This window comes from Rhizobium grahamii CCGE 502 (genome assembly GCF_000298315.2).
Taxonomy (GTDB): Bacteria; Pseudomonadota; Alphaproteobacteria; order Rhizobiales; family Rhizobiaceae; genus Rhizobium; species Rhizobium grahamii.
Map to the genome: position 1 here is coordinate 91,536 of NZ_AEYE02000033.1, position 15,160 is coordinate 106,695.

General features: G+C 60.7%; 11 protein-coding genes. 3 read left to right on the top strand and 8 right to left on the bottom strand.

The features are described 5' to 3' along the window. Positions 1-32 precede the first annotated feature (32 nt). Both RGCCGE502_RS26805 and RGCCGE502_RS26810 read left to right on the top strand, forming a co-directional pair. Positions 33-968: a sugar phosphate isomerase/epimerase family protein gene (locus RGCCGE502_RS26805; protein WP_016557349.1), complete on the top strand. Its 936-nt coding sequence runs from the start codon at positions 33-35 to the stop codon at positions 966-968. A gap of 14 nt (positions 969-982) precedes the next feature. Next, entirely contained in the window at positions 983-2,704 is a 1,722-nt protein-coding gene (locus tag RGCCGE502_RS26810; RefSeq protein WP_016557350.1) for a dihydroxyacetone kinase family protein, read from the top strand. A 70-nt stretch (positions 2,705-2,774) separates the two neighbouring features. Here the strand turns inward: RGCCGE502_RS26810 and RGCCGE502_RS26815 are convergent, their stop codons facing one another. Beyond that, complete coding sequence (locus RGCCGE502_RS26815; protein WP_016557351.1) at positions 2,775-4,769, bottom strand: ABC transporter ATP-binding protein/permease; 1,995 nt, start codon at positions 4,767-4,769, stop codon at positions 2,775-2,777. A 645-nt stretch (positions 4,770-5,414) separates the two neighbouring features. On the opposite strand from RGCCGE502_RS26815, the gene RGCCGE502_RS26820 reads away from it, so the two are divergent. Then, complete coding sequence (locus RGCCGE502_RS26820) at positions 5,415-5,714, top strand: hypothetical protein (protein ID WP_016557352.1); 300 nt, start codon at positions 5,415-5,417, stop codon at positions 5,712-5,714. A 488-nt stretch (positions 5,715-6,202) separates the two neighbouring features. Here RGCCGE502_RS26820 and RGCCGE502_RS26825 read toward each other — a convergent pair whose 3' ends face one another. From RGCCGE502_RS26825 to RGCCGE502_RS26855, 7 genes are all read right to left on the bottom strand, one after another. Continuing rightward, positions 6,203-7,948: a glycerol-3-phosphate dehydrogenase/oxidase gene (locus RGCCGE502_RS26825; protein ID WP_016557353.1), complete on the bottom strand. Its 1,746-nt coding sequence runs from the start codon at positions 7,946-7,948 to the stop codon at positions 6,203-6,205. 64 nt (positions 7,949-8,012) lie between these two features. Then, complete coding sequence (locus RGCCGE502_RS26830) at positions 8,013-9,536, bottom strand: FGGY-family carbohydrate kinase (RefSeq protein ID WP_040675724.1); 1,524 nt, start codon at positions 9,534-9,536, stop codon at positions 8,013-8,015. A gap of 35 nt (positions 9,537-9,571) precedes the next feature. Beyond that, positions 9,572-10,414, bottom strand: coding sequence for a DeoR/GlpR family DNA-binding transcription regulator (locus tag RGCCGE502_RS26835; RefSeq protein WP_016557355.1), 843 nt, complete (start codon positions 10,412-10,414; stop codon positions 9,572-9,574). A 137-nt stretch (positions 10,415-10,551) separates the two neighbouring features. Further along, positions 10,552-11,499 carry a D-ribose ABC transporter substrate-binding protein gene (locus RGCCGE502_RS26840; RefSeq protein ID WP_016557356.1) on the bottom strand — a complete coding sequence of 316 codons (948 nt, stop codon included), beginning with the start codon at positions 11,497-11,499 and terminating at the stop codon, positions 10,552-10,554. A gap of 112 nt (positions 11,500-11,611) precedes the next feature. Further along, positions 11,612-12,664: an ABC transporter permease gene (locus RGCCGE502_RS26845; RefSeq protein WP_016557357.1), complete on the bottom strand. Its 1,053-nt coding sequence runs from the start codon at positions 12,662-12,664 to the stop codon at positions 11,612-11,614. Between the two features lie 23 nt (positions 12,665-12,687). Beyond that, complete coding sequence (locus RGCCGE502_RS26850; protein ID WP_016557358.1) at positions 12,688-14,232, bottom strand: sugar ABC transporter ATP-binding protein; 1,545 nt, start codon at positions 14,230-14,232, stop codon at positions 12,688-12,690. Further along, positions 14,229-14,885: a DUF2291 family protein gene (locus RGCCGE502_RS26855; protein WP_019280295.1), complete on the bottom strand. Its 657-nt coding sequence runs from the start codon at positions 14,883-14,885 to the stop codon at positions 14,229-14,231. The genes RGCCGE502_RS26850 and RGCCGE502_RS26855 overlap by 4 nt, the downstream gene beginning before the upstream one ends. Positions 14,886-15,160: the final 275 nt, after the last annotated feature.

Genomic DNA, 15,160 nt, shown 5'->3' on the forward strand with positions numbered 1-15,160 from the left:
TCCCCCGTTGTCGGTGCAGAATGGAGATTGCGATGAACGCCACACCAGCTAAGTGGACCAACGAAACATGGCCGATCGCCGCGGCGATGATCCAGTACCCGGGGACGCTTGCCAACGGGCGATCGGTACAGGACCAGTCGGTGGACGAATGGCACGCAACGCTTAGCGACGTGGTCGATGCCGGCTTCACCGAGGTCGATCCCACGGACAGCTGGTTGCGCCTTGCTGACCTCGCCCCCGAAAGACTTGACGCGTTCATGACCGTCGTTGGCAGGCTCGGCCTGTCCGTTCCAGCCATTTCCACGTCACGCCGCAGTGTAATCGACCCACGTCACGGTGATGAGTACCTGGCTTACGGGCATCGCGTCATCGATACGGCGAGCGCCATCGGGTCCGGGGCGGTTTCGTTTGGCCTTTTCGAGCCTCTCACGGACGCCCAGAAAAAGGCCCTCTGGTTCTGGACGGTCGACGGCGCCAGAAACCCCGACGATCCCGGAACGTGGCAGAAAGCCGTTCGCCGGATCCGGGAACTGGGCCGCCATGCCGAGGAGCTCGGGATCGAGCTATCGCTGGAAATGTACGAGGATACCTATCTCGGCTCGGCCGACAGTGCTGTGCGCTTTGTCGAAGACGTCGGGCTCGCCAATGTCGGCATCAACGCCGATCTCGGGAATCTCATCCGACTGCATCGGCCGGTCGAGCACTGGCAGCAGATGATGGAGAAGGTCGCACCTCACGCCAAGTACTGGCACGTGAAGAACTATAGCCGCATGGAAGACCCCGCATCCGGTGTGATCGTCACCCATCCGGCACCTCTTGAACAGGGTATTATCAACTACCGTGCCGCGATCCGCATGGCACTCTCGCACGGTTATTCCAGCCCCTTCCTTTGCGAACACTACGGCGGTGATGGACTTTCCGTCAGCGCCACCAACCGCGACTATCTGCGGCGCATCCTGCCGCGCTGACGAGGACCCCTGATATGACGACAATCTTCGACGATCCGGCACAATTTGCTGCAACGGCCCTCAGCGGATTTGCCGCGCTTTATGCCAGGTATGTCCGTCCCGTAAGGGGCGGCGTCCTTCGTTCGACCAGCGGGCCGGAAGGAAAGGTTTCGATCGTCGTTGGCGGTGGGTCGGGGCATTATCCGGCCTTTGCAGGTTATGTCGGGCCGGGGCTTGCCGACGCAGCCGTCGCAGGCGATGTCTTCGCATCGCCATCGACGGCCGCGATAGCACGCATCTGCCGGCAGGCGGACAATGGCGGCGGCATTCTGCTCGGCTTTGGCAACTATGCGGGCGATGTCCTGAACTTCGGTGTCGCCGCGGAACGGTTGCGTGCAGAAGGCATCGATGTCCGGATCGTCCCCGTCACGGACGATGTCGCCAGTGCTTCGGTCGAGACCTCAGCGAAGCGTCGCGGTATTGCGGGCGACCTCGTGGTGTTCAAGATTGCTGGTGCGGCGGCCGAAGCTGGCCGTTCGCTGGACGAGGTCGAGCGCATTGCGCGTCACGCGAACGCGCGAACTGTGTCCTTCGGCGTTGCTTTCGGCGGTTGCACACTTCCTGGTGCCACCCACCCCCTGTTTACCGTTGCGTCCGGCCAGATGGCCCTCGGACTTGGCATACATGGCGAACCCGGCATTCGTGATGAAAGCATCGTCAGCGCCAGCGAGTTAGCGCGCCTGATGACAGACCGGCTGTTGTCGGAGCGTCCTGCCGGTGTCCACCGGGTCGGTGTCGTGCTGAACGGCCTCGGTGCGACCAAGTACGAAGAACTCTTCGTTCTCTGGACTGCCATTGCCAAGCGGCTGGCCGACGCCGAGCTTGACGTTATCGCCCCCGAAGCCGGTGAATTCGTCACCAGCCTCGATATGCAGGGCTGCTCTCTTTCGCTCATCTGGCTCGATGACGAGCTGGAGACCTTCTGGACCGCACCCTGTGACAGCCCGGTCCTGCGTCGCGGAGCCGCCATCGCGACATCGCCTGGCCGCGACATCGAAACCGACGCGGATGGCCCTCTGTCCTTTCCGACCGCAAGCCCGGATGGAAAGCGCGGCGGCATCTGCATCAAGCGCCTTCTTGAGGCCGTCACGCAGATGCTCCGTGATGCCGAAGATGAACTTGGACGTCTCGATGCCCGCGCCGGCGATGGCGACCACGGACAGGGAATGTCCCGGGGAGCATCCGCAGCTCTCGATGCGGCAACGGTCGCTACAGCGGCTGGCGCAGGGTCGGCAAGCGTGCTTGCAGCCGCGGGCGATGCCTGGGCCGACCGCGCTGGAGGAACCTCCGGCGCGATCTGGGGATTGCTGCTGAGGGCATGGAGCACTGCGCTCAGCGATCACGATCCTATCTACGACAAGGCGGTTGTTGCAGGTGCTCGCCTTGCTCTCGACAGCGTTTGCCGCTTGGGCGGTGCCAAGATCGGCGACAAGACGCTGGTCGATGCATTTGTCCCCTTCGTCGAAGGGCTCGAGACGGCGGCAAATGCTGGTAAACCTCTTCCGATCGCATGGGCCGAGGCCGCCAGCGCAGCAAAGGTGGCCGCGGAAGCAACCAAAAACCTCGCACCGAGACTTGGCCGCGCGCGACCCCTCGCCGAAAAGAGCATCGGCCATCCTGATGCCGGCGCGGTATCGCTTGCCATGATCGCCGGCTGCGCAGGCACGGTCCTTGTTCATGCCGAAGAGCACGCATGATCGCCCGCGTCGAAGATCGCGACGATCCGGCCGTCCCGCCGGGCCGTCGCTGCGATCCGGGCGGCGGCGGTCAGTCGGCTCCTGACGAACCAGGCAGGCTTGTGCTACTTTTCGACAAGGACTGCTGGTTCTTCATCAGGCGCAAAAGCAGGGGCCGCCTTCTCTCGTGCGGGACAAGGTCAACATCGCTGACAAGTCGTGCGCCGCCCTCGCGCCGCTCCAGCGTGACTTTACGACTATGGAAGGCTTCCAGCTCAGCGCGATGGGCCACGCTGACGATGGTGACCTTCGGCAATTCCTGGATCACCATTTCCATCATCTTGTCCTGGCTCTTCTCGTCAAGTGCTGACGTTGCTTCGTCGAGCACGATGATATCGGGATTGTGGAGCAGGAGACGCGCAAACGCGAGCCGTTGCTTTTCGCCACCCGACAACGTCTGGTCCCACGGCGCCTCCTCCTCGAGCTTGTCGTTGAGATAACCGAGCCCGACCTTGTCGAGGGCCGCCTTGATCTGATCCAGGGTCCAGCGATCGGCGGCGCCGGGATAGGCGACGGCGCGCCGGAGCGTCCCGGCGGGGATGTAGGGCCGTTGCGGCAACATGAACAACTGTCGATCAGGCCGGAAATTGACGCTTCCGCCCCCCCATGGCCAAAGGCCCGCAATGGCCCGCACCAGCGTGCTTTTGCCCGAACCGGACTCTCCAGCGACGAGAACCCGTTCGCCCGGCGCGACTTCGACCTGCGTTTCCTTGACCACGGCGGTGCCGTCGTTGAGCGACACCGAGAGATCGTTCAGGCTGAGAAGCGCATCACCATCAGTTTCACCGTGCCTGATGCGTCCCAAGGCGTCGCTCTGTTCCGCCCGCTCGAGCCCGTCGAGCGACACCATCAGCGACGCGACGCGCCGTGCGCAGGCGTTCCAATCGGCAAGCCGAGGATAGTTGTCGACCAGCCACCCGAACGCGCTCTGAACGATCGCAAAGGCGGAGGCCGCCTGCATCACCTGCCCAAGCGTCATGCTGCCTTCGAGAAACTTTGGAGCGCAAAGCAGGACAGGCACAACCGGCGCAAACAGCATTGATCCCTGTGACACAATCGTCGTGCGCATATGTTGGCCTGCAAGCAGCGCCCATTGCCTGAGCACGTTGGCAAACGTCTTGTCGAGGTCGCTGCGCTCTTCCTCTTCGCCGCCGAGCAAGGCGATACTCTCGCCGTTCTCCCGCACGTGCGTCAGCGTATAGCGGAATTCGGCTTCGGCCTGATTCTTAACCTCGGAGACGTGAACGAAATTGCGGCCGATGACCGCCATCGAGCTTGATGTGATAGCAGCGTACAGCACGGCGGTGATGACGAGAAAGCCGGGAATGGTGACAGTCGAGCCCGCGACCGTCAGATGCAGGGCTCCGCCGATCGTCCAGAGCACGACGATGAATGTCGAAGCCGCCAGAAATGCGGACATGACGCCAGCGATGAAATCAACCGGCGATTCCGTGGCGATTCGCAGATCCTCGGAAATGCGGGCCTCTGGGTTCTTGTGGTCTCCGCCGATGAGGTTCAGTTGATAGTAGCGGCCGCTTGCAAGCCAGCGGGCAAGCACGGTGTTTGTCAGCCAGGAACGCCAGCGGCGCTGGATCATCATGCGAAGAGAGACCTGCGCCGCGACGACCACCACGCTTCCAAATACGAGTGGCAGGAACACGACGCTCAGGAAATACACGGTCGCGGCATTGCGCTGCTCTATAGCGTCGAAAATCTGACGGTTCCAGACGTTGATTCCGTACTGGAAGCCGACATTGATGACAATCAGCGCCAACAACCCGATCGAACACGGCCAGGCGAGCCTGCCACCATGGCGACCCCAGTAACCGCGGGCGCTTATCCAGAACCGCCTCAACAGATATTTCTTGCGCGCCTGCTCTTTCTCTTCTGGCGTCAACTCCGGATCGGGCTCGACGACAATTGGTGGCGGAGGGGCTTCGACAGACGGCGAAACTTCCCTACTCGTTTCGGGCCGGTCCCGCTTTGCACTTTTGGCCGGCCCTCGGTTGAATTCAATGTCAGTCATCGGCGGCGCGCCACAGGCCTGAAACAACGAGGTCGTAGAGTTCGATCGAAAGACGCCATTCGATTCCTGCTCCTGCTAATTTCATCCGGCTGTTTCTCCAATGAGTTTCCAGTGCGCAGGCACCGGCGAATTCGTCGCCCCCCACAGCACGCCCGCAATCGCGCCCCCCGGAGGGGGCGGCGTTTCCGCATTTCATGACATCCTTCCTTCGATATGGATGCAAGACGGAAACAGCCGACTGACCATAAAGTTCTGATTTGGGACTTAGGTCCGATGGCGACCACAGGAGCAGACTAGTCGCAATCATACCCGGGCTTCGCCCCGGGACACCGTCGTCAGGGTCGCAAATCGGAGATGGACGCGCGGTCCGCTTCCTCATCTCCCATTTCGTTTTCAAAGCATATCATCGCACAGCCCCTGGGGAACCTCTTCGTCCCTTTGGAATTAACCGGTGAGTACATTGGAGAATGTCATGATCCGGGCAAATATCGACTCTACTCTCCTAACGTGTATCCATCGACCAAAAAAGCGCAGAAGTAGCCTCGGCACGTTCAAATCGCGCGAAGACGTTCAGAACCCCGAGGCCGCAGTTGACTATGCCGAACGTCAGGCCAGACGGGGGGACGTTCCGGGATTTGAGCCCAGATGAATAGGGATCAGGACATCTTCAAAAAGCGTGACAGGCTCGCGATGGTGCGTGGAGTTGTAACTCACAGCATCAGTGGGCCAGCGGTTGATGCCGCGCCCTACACCATGTTTCTCGGAAACGCCATCCTTCACATAGCAAGGCTCGATGCGGCGGTATGCACGACCGCAGACGCCACCGTGGTCGTGGAAGGGATGACGCTCGACTGCGACGATTGCCGTCGCCTTGCCCTGAAATTCGGTGACAGCCTAGTTGTTGCCGAGCCCTCGGTTGGCGGGCTGGGATCTTCGTTACAGTGAGCGGACAGGCATGCGCACCTCCTGAATACTAACCTCGCTTTTCGCCCCAGTTGGAACGCGAATGAAACAGCAATTGGGCCGAGCAAGACCAGCAAGTCCGTTCTACCGGGGCATCATGAGACGTCGATCCCTTCCTATCCTCTCGGACCGAGGGACAGTCCTTGGCGCAAGGTTGACCGGGATGGCCTCTCCCTTTCATTTTGATCCAGCTCATGTGTGTCGCGGTGGGCTGAATCACCAACCCGGGTCGACGACCTGGTGCAGCCGCTCGGGATGCAATCTGAAGCCCGGAACGTACGGACCGTCCGAACAAGCCTCTATGAAGGGTGTTCTTCCCATGGACCTTCCCTTGCACTTTCGACGCTCTGCCTCGAGCAGTTCGGGACAGCCGGCCAGGCAGCATTTCGCATCAGCCCGCTTTCCGTTGCCGAGATGACCCGGAGGTACAAAAGCGGTTTGCTCGATCCCGCTTTCTCCTGAAAGATTGACTACGCCGATGCGGGCCGGGACATCGGGCGTTCCCCGACACCGCCGCGGCCGCCACGAATGTCTTGCCCATGGAATTCGCGCAGCACCGTAACCACGGCGGCGACTTCACTGGTGATCCTGTCTTCGCTCCAGCCGAACGCCTCACCGGCGATCCTGCCAATATCCTGCAATCCTTCCATTGTCAGGCAGCCTTCAATGGCAAGGGTCGTCCGGCGCAAGACGATGTCGGACAGGTGCACGACAAGCTCCTGACGCGCGATCCAATCAATCTCCAGAAAGCTGTAATGGGAGGCGCCCGATAGGCGCTCATCATCGCTATGCGCCGACCTTGACGTCAGCATGGCAGACGCAGTGGTGCCATAGCGGCCGAGAAGTTCGTTAACCCGTTCTACGGGCTTCCCGGTCGCCTTGGCCGTCGCTCCGACCCATTCGCTGCGCGCCGCTTCATCTGTCGGAAAGTCCCGCCCGCCACCGATCGCAAGATATCGTGTCGACAGCACCCGCTCGCGCCCGAGGCGCGCCAGGACGGTGTCGGCCGCTTCTTCGGCAAAGCCGCGGAACGTCGTCCATTTTCCTCCGACAAGGGACATGATCGCAAATGGCCGATCGCCACGCGGTTCGAGGATCGGTGCAGAATGATCCCGACTGATCAAACCGGGGGCCGTCGCATCGGATGCTGGCAACGGGCGGATGCCGCTATAACTGAAGGTGACCTGCCCGCGGTCGAAGCGCAATGTCGGCAGAAGCGAGCGAAGACTTTCCAGGAAGTAATCGATCTCCGGCCCTTCGCATCGGACTTCGTCCGGATTGCTGGCGGGAATATCGGTCGAACCGACGAGCGCCAGACCGAAATAGCCGTATACGAGGCAGATGCGCCCGTCATCGGCTTCGAAGTAGATCATGTGACCGTTCAGGCTTCGTACCAGTTCGGGATGATCGAGAAGGATATGGGATCCCTTGGTCCCGCCGATCAATCGCGAGGGCTCGCCAAGCGTATCGTTGACCTTGTCGATCCAGGGTCCGGCGGCATTGACGACGAGTCCCGGCCGCAGCGACAGTTCGGTGCCATCCGCGAGAGCAAACGTAACCGTGCCATCCTTGCTGGCGACCAGCGTGGCGTATCCAGCAGCAAAGCAGTTCTCGTTGGCCTTCAACCCGTCTTCTACGAGCTCGAACACCAGACGCTCGGGTCTGCTGATCTTTGCGTCAAAGTAGATGCCGCCTGCAACGATGTCCTGCGTGACATGCGGCATCTCCTGCCTGGCCCGCCGTTTCAGGACCAGGCGGTGTCGCGGCATCACCCGGTCGCGTGAACCAAAATAGTCATAGAGAGAAAGACCGATCTTGACGAGAACCGCACCTCGGCTGCGGGGAGCCGTCTTGGACCCGAGCAGGGTACGAAGCGCCGCCCAAATTCCCCGTGTCCAGGAAAAGACCGGGATAAATGTTGGCAGCGCCTCCACGCAATGGGCAGCATTCTTGAGCAGAAGATTACGTTCGAGCGCCGACTGCGCCACCAGTCCGAATTCTCCTGTCTCCAGGTATTTCAAGCCGCCATGGATAAGGCGTGAGGGTGCAGCACTCGTGCCGGAGCCAAAATCAGACTTGTCGACAATGACACAGTTGAGGCCTTGCAGGGCGAGATCGCGGAACAATCCCGCCCCGTTCACGCCGGCCCCGATGATGAGAACGTCAGTTCCTGCCTGTGTGTGGTTGGCGAAGCGCTGCTTCATGTGGTCGGTCATGGTAGTATCACTATTCCTAAAGTCGCCCGAGCAGGGTGGCCGGGCATCTGCGAGTGATCAGCGCTCACGTCGAATGGGGCGCAAGGTCTGCAATCTTTGGCCAAAGCGGGCTCATCGCCTCGGCAATCTCCTTGAACACTCGAAAGCGCTTTTCATACTCCACACTGCGTCCCGGGTCCGGCAGCCAGGTCCTGGCCGACGCGATATCCCGGCTTGGGTCCCCGCACGGCTCTGCATAGAGGCCGACACCTGCACCGGCACACAATGCCGCCCCCCAGGCGGCGGCTTCATCCGTTTGCGATGTCGTGACGGGCAATGCCAGTACATCTGCGAACAGCTGGACGACCGAGGGGTTACGCGACACGCCGCCGGCAAGCCTTGCACGCGTCGACGCAAAGCCTTCGCGCAGCGCATCCACGTGAATCCGGTGGTTGAAGGCAATTCCCTCAAGGATGGCGCGAAGCATGTCGCCGCGATCGTGCCATCCCTGGAGACCGAAGAAGCCCGCACTTGCCGCCGCACCGTAGGGCGACCCGAAGAGGTAGGGGTGAAAGAGAACGGTGGAGGGTCGAGCCAGCGCTGCGTCGATCTCGGGGCCGAGCAGAGCGTGGATCGATCCACTGGCCGCTTCAACGCTTGCCTGGTCGGCGGCACAGAGCTGATCGAGAAACCACTCGTAGTTCGCGCTGGAGGCCGGCGATATCGACATGTTGTTCCAGGTGCCGGGAGAAATCCCATTGCGGCAAAACCATCGCCTGTCGACGCGCGGCTGCGCTGAGAGGGTTTCATTGATCGAATAGGTACCGGCGATGACGGCGACAATTCCCTCGTCATATCCCCCTGCCCCGAGTGCCGAGGCGGTGACGTCATGCAATCCGGCAACGACTGGCGTGCCCTCGCAAAGTCCCGTCAGATCCGCAGCCTCCCGTGTCACCGTGCCGACGACCTCGTCGGATCCGGCCGCCGGGGGCAAGGCATGTGACAAGTCATGAAGGTCGAACAGGCGCAGCGCGTCGGGGTCATACTCCTGTGTCTTCACGTTGGTGAACGAGGTACTGGCTTCCGTCCGATCCGTGCCGATGACGCCGGTGAGGCACAAACGCAGCCAGTCCTTGCAGCTCAACACATGGCCGATCCGGGCAAAGCGCTCAGGCTCCACGTCGCGGATCCAGGCGAGAAGAGCGGATGGCGCCGACACGTGCGGAACCTGTCCGGTCAAGGCGATCGACTGGTCGGCAAGCGCGCCCTCACACCACCGGTCCACGATCGCCCGCGCCCGGCTGTCGAGCGACAGGATGCCGCGACCAAGCGGTTGGCCTTCTCGATCGAGGAGATAGATGCCGTCGCCATGGGCAGTGGCGCCGACCGCCTTGATGTCGCTGGCTGGTCGGTTGCTCCTTTCGACCGCCTCCCTGATCGCGTCGGCCGTCGCCCGCCAGAGCTCGGCCATATCCCTCTCCACATGGCGCGCGTGCGGCATGACCTGTGTGACCTTGCGGCGCGCTGTGGCAAGCGGTGTGCCGTCGAGATCAAAAATAACTGCCTTGGTGACCGTCAGGCCACTATCGATTCCGAGAAGACTTGGCATAATGCTCGCTTCAGCCGGGACCATGGCGAACGCTCTCAAGAGCGGACGCCCGTAGACCTGGCAATGACAACGTTGATATCCTTCGACCGCATGCGATCGATGTGAACCGGAGACGTCTTGTCGTCGACGACAACGACGTCGAATTCCTGCAAAGGCGCGAAACTGTGAAGCGCCCGGCGCTCGAATTTGGTGTGGTCGGCAAGCAGGATGCGCTTCTGGGAACAGTCGAACATCGCCCGCTTCGTGTCGATCGTCTCCGGCGATTGATGAAGCACCGTGTTGTTCGCGATTGCTGACATCGATATAAACGCAATGTCGGCTCTGAGCGCACTGATTTCGGTGATCGTCATTCGACCCATGAAGGCGTTGCACCAGTTGTAGTATTGCCCGCCGAGGCCGATGAGCGTGACATCATGCATGCCGGTCAGCGCGTTCATCAAGGTCAGCGAATTGGTGATCGCCGTGATCGGGACTTTTGCCGGCAGGTGCGGGACCATCTGCAGGACAGTGGTCGAATCGTCAAAGAAGATTGCCTGGCCAGGTTCGACAAATTGCATCGCGGCCGCAGCAATCAGTTTCTTTTCGGCCGACTGACGATTGGAGCGATAGACATCACTTGACTCAATCAGGTTGGTCGCGGCAGCGGTGACAATGCCGCGCGTCTTTCTGAAAAGCCCTCTGCTGACAAGTTCGTCAACGTCGCGATGGGCCGTCATCAGGCTGATGCCAAAACGATCAGTCAGATCCTCGATGCGCATGGAGCCTTCGCCCATGACGGCCTCGGCAATCATGCGACGGCGGGCGATCTGGCGCGTTTGGCGGCTATCGCTCGTCAGTTCGTGCAAAAGATTGTCGCCCTGGCTTGTCTTCTGTGTCACGAGTGACCCCTGTTGCTGAAATGGCCGTGTCAGCTTCCTACAGCGATTGCCGGTACAAGGCAAAAAAGACGAAGGGAAACGGGCAGTTGCCTGCCCGTCCCCGCTCGGGAGGGACGCCCTTTGAGCGCCTTTGGAGTTTACTGCGACAGGACGAACGGGCCCGTGTACTTGTCGACGTTGTCCTTGGTGATCAGCAGGCAATCGAAGAGCTGCTTTTCACTCTTGGCGCCGGTATTGCCGTTCTTGATGACGTTGTCGGCCTGCTTCACGGCTTCCTCAGAGAAAATGGCAACCGGCTGCAGGACAGTATACTGAAGTTCACCCGCCTTGATGGCGGCGACGGCGTCCGGAGAACCATCGAAGCCACCGACCTTGATGTTGGCGAGCTTGCCAGCTTCCTTGAGTGCCGCAATTGCGCCGAGCGCCATCTCATCGTTGCCTGATATGACGCCGATGATGTCAGGGTTTGCCTGAAGCATCGACTGCATCTTGTTGTGTCCCTGGGTACGATCCCAGTTGGCCACTTCCTTGGCTGCCTTCTGCAGATCGGGGTACTGCGTCAACACAGTCTCGTAACCGTTCGACCGCGTAGCGGCATTGTTGTCGGACGGGGCACCGAAGAGCTCGGCATATTTACCCTTGTCGCCGACAGCCTCGACCCACTGCTGCGCTCCAATAGCCGCGCCCTGTGCATTGTTGGACACGAGCTGCGCCTTGGCGAGCCCTTCCTGGTTGATTTCGGCGTTTACGAGGATCACCGGGATCCCTGCCGAGACGGCCTTCTTCACAGCGCCTACCGAGCCGTCCGCATTGGCCGGGTCAAGAATGATGGCGACGGACTTGTTGGTGATCGCCGTGTCGATCAGGTTGCTTTCGGTGTTGGTGTCACCCTTGTGAGCGCTGACGGATGCTGTGTAGCCGAGCTTTTCGGCGGTCGCCTTGGCGACATTTCCTTCTGTCAGCCAGTACGGGTTGGACGGATCGTTGACGATGATCGTCATCTGCCCGGCTGCCCAGGCAGAACTTACGAAGATCGGTGCCACGGCGGCGGCGGCCAGAAGAATGCGCATGCCTCTCTTGAACATAGTCTCTCTCCCTTAGTGAGCTCAGATATTGCCGGGGTCCCGGCGGTGCTTTCCGCAATCGGCGATGCGTTCAATCTGCTTTGCCGTCGAGGATAAGTTTGCTTGATGATCGTCAGCCAGCCCTGGTGCGACGTCCGTACTGGATGCTGTTCATTAGAACGGCGAGCACGATGACCGCGCCGGTGAAAACGGTCTGCCAGTAAGCCGAGACGCCGATGATCACGAGGCCATCCGAGAGGAAGCCAATCACGAAGGCGCCGAGCATCGTGCCGCGAACCGTGCCGCGTCCCCCCGTCAGCGCCGCGCCACCGATTACCACGGCCGCGATGGCTGTCAGTTCGTAGGTGGTACCCGCCGTCGGACCGGCTGACGTCAGCTGGGACGACAAAACAAGGCCCGCAATCGCCGCGCAGATACCAGAGAGCACGTAGACCGTGATCTTGACGCGCTTGACGGGGACACCCGACAGGTCGGCTGCGCGCTCGTTGCCGCCTGAGGCATAGAGCCAGCGACCGAAAGCGGTCTTGCTGAGCACGATGCCGCAGACGACCGCGAGCACGGCAAGGACGATTACACCGATCGGGACACCCGCCAGGCGGTTGAAGCCCAGCCAGTCGAACCCAGTATTGCCGAGCTCGGGGCGCCCCCCGAGATTGTTGTAGGTCAGGCCGTTGGTCATCAACAGGGCAATGCCGCGAGCCACGTACAGGACGCCAAGTGATGCGACGAAGGCTGGCACCTTGAGATAGGCAATCAGCACGCCGTTGACCGCACCGACAACCGCGCCAAGCGCGCATGTGATGACGACCACGGCCCATACGGGCGGATAGAGAATGATGCCGAATTGGTTGAGGGTGACACCCTGCATCAGGAACCCGGCAATGCAGCCGGCGAGCCCGAGCGTCGAACCGACGGAAAGGTCGATGCCGCCATTGAGGATGACAAGCAGCATGCCGATCGCCAAAATGCCAAAAATTGCGACGTGCGATGCCATTATCAGAAAGTTGTTGAGCGTGAAGTAGTAGGGCGACAGGAAGGAGAAGACCGCGATGATGGCGATTAACGCAAAGAATGCGCGACCTTCCAGGATAAGGCGCACGATGTTGGTGTTGCGCTTCTGCCCGTTGGATACTGACTTTTTCTCGGTGACGTTCGTGACTGACATAATCAGTGCTCCATAGTTCCAGGCTAGTGCGCGACCACAGCTTCGCCAGAGGCGGCCATGATCTTTTCCTTGGTGACATCGGCGCCGAACTCAGCCGATATCCTGCCACGATGCATGACGATGATGCGGTGAGCGATGCTGAGGCATTCGTTGACTTCGGACGTCGAGTAGATGACCGCCAGTCCCTGCTTGGCGCGCTCGGCAAGCAGCTTAAAAACTTCCGCCTTTGCGCCGATGTCGATGCCGCGGCTTGGCTCGTCGAGCAGGATGACCTTTGGTTTGGTGGCCAGCATCTTTCCAATGACGACCTTTTGCTGGTTGCCACCGGACAGCGAGCCGATGGCGGCCTCTCCCCCGTCGGTCTTCACATGAACCTTGCGGATCGACTCATTGACGAGGTCGCGTTCGCGCCGCCCTGATGTGAACAGTCCCTTGGTAAAGGCGCGGATGCTGGCGAGCGAGAGATTGGAGCCAACTGTCATTGTCTGCACGAGACCGTCCCTCTGCCGGTCCTCGGGAACGAGGACCAGACCGCTCGCAATGCGATCGGCAATGCTGAAGTGCCCGACGTCCTGGCCTTCGAGCAGGACCCTGCCGCCATTGGCGCGCAGCCGCCCGGCCACGCATTCGAGGAGCTCCGTGCGCCCGGCGCCCATCAGACCGTAGATGCAGACGACTTCACCCGCCCGCACCTCGAGCGATAGGCGGTCAACGGCATTATAGGCAGCACCCGCTGGACCGGGGACGCTGAGATTGTCGATCTCGAGAGCGACGCTGCCGAACCTGTCTCGTTCCGGAGGGCTGCCGAGATCGAAATTATCACCGACCATGTTTCTCACGATCCACTCGAGATCGATGTCCTTGCGCTGTGCATAAGCCGTCATGTTGCCATCGCGCAGGACGACGGCATGATCGGTGATCTGCAATGCTTCCTCGAGATGATGGGAAATATAGACGATCGAAACGCCGCGGCTCGTCAGGTCATGAATGACCTTGAATAGGACTTCGACTTCCGTGGCGCTCAGCGCCGATGTTGGTTCATCCATGATGAGGATGCGCGAATTGACCGACAGGGCTCGCGCAATCTCGACAATCTGCTGCTGTCCGAGCCTCAGATCCTCGACCGGGGTCAACGGATCGATGTCCTCTTCGAGCTCTTCCATCAGCGCCCGTGTCTGCCGTTCCTCTTCGGCAAAATCGACCACGCCCCCCGAGATGATCTCCCGTCCCATGAAGATGTTGTCGCGAACGCTGAGGTTCGGCGCCAGGCTAAGTTCCTGGTGGATGATCGAGATCCCGTATTCACGGGCATGCGTGGAGGAAACGAAACTGATCGGATGTCCATCAAGGATGATGTCACCCGAGCTTGGCTGCGCGACGCCCGACAGGATTTTCATCAGCGTCGACTTGCCGGCGCCATTCTCGCCAAACAGCGTGGTGATCTGGCCGCGATGGATGTCGAAGTTCACACCCTTCAGGGCGTGGACACTGCCATAGGACTTGGCGATGTTGCGTGCAGCGAGGACGACCTCCCCGCCTTCTGCGGGAATGCGCGATGGCTGGCTCATTTGACGTCGACCTTCACTGGCGTAACCAGCCAGTTCTTGGGATTGATGAGCTTGAAGACACCGACAACGGACGCTGTCTTGCCCGAAAGCGCTGCCGTGTCGAGGCTGGCAAGAACCGACTTCTTCATTTCGTTGTTTATTGCCGATCCCGCGTCCTGGAACTGGATCTGGTTGGTGAACTGACCGAACTCGATCGTGCCGGTCGCGTCGCGAAGATCCGTCCCGTTGATGGCAGGCCCGGTCTGCACGCGAACCACGATCTCGGGCGGCAGGCCGTCGATCTTCACTTCGTTGTAATTCGACTTGTGCTCGCCAAAAACGCCGGTGAAGGAAACCGGCATGACAGGCCCCGTGCTTGTCGCCACGCCGAATTTTTCGCCGGCAGCTTTCTTGTCCGCAGCGATTGCGCTGGCAAGCTCGCCGGCAGCAACCGCCTTGTCGGTCACGGCCGCTTGGATTTTTGGAAACTGGTCCGCGCCATAGGATTCCGGGGAAAATGCCTGCTGCCTGACATCGTTTTCCGACCCTATCCGCACGACGGTCGTATCGAGCGCGATCGCCCCGACAACGACAACAACGAGTGCCGCTCCGATCATAGTCTTCAGGTTTGAGCTGCCCGGCTTGGCTGCAGCTGCGCTTGTCTGTGTACTCATATCAGCACGGCCCTTGATGTTTGGTAGGTCGGTCTTCCCTAGAAGGCGAGGATGACGGCGCTCGCGCCAGGATCATCCCGTGCCGCGCACGGTTTCCACCGAGCTGCAGGGCAGGCTCGCAATGGTGATGTGAACGAAAGCGCCATCGGGTTCTCCTCCTCGCCGGAACCGGCAGCCTCTCCTCCGCCGCTCGGTCCGCAACCAATCCATCCGAGCCTGCCGCCGTGATAGAAAAGTGTTATTTCTGACCACAACAATGTTATAATTTGAGGGGC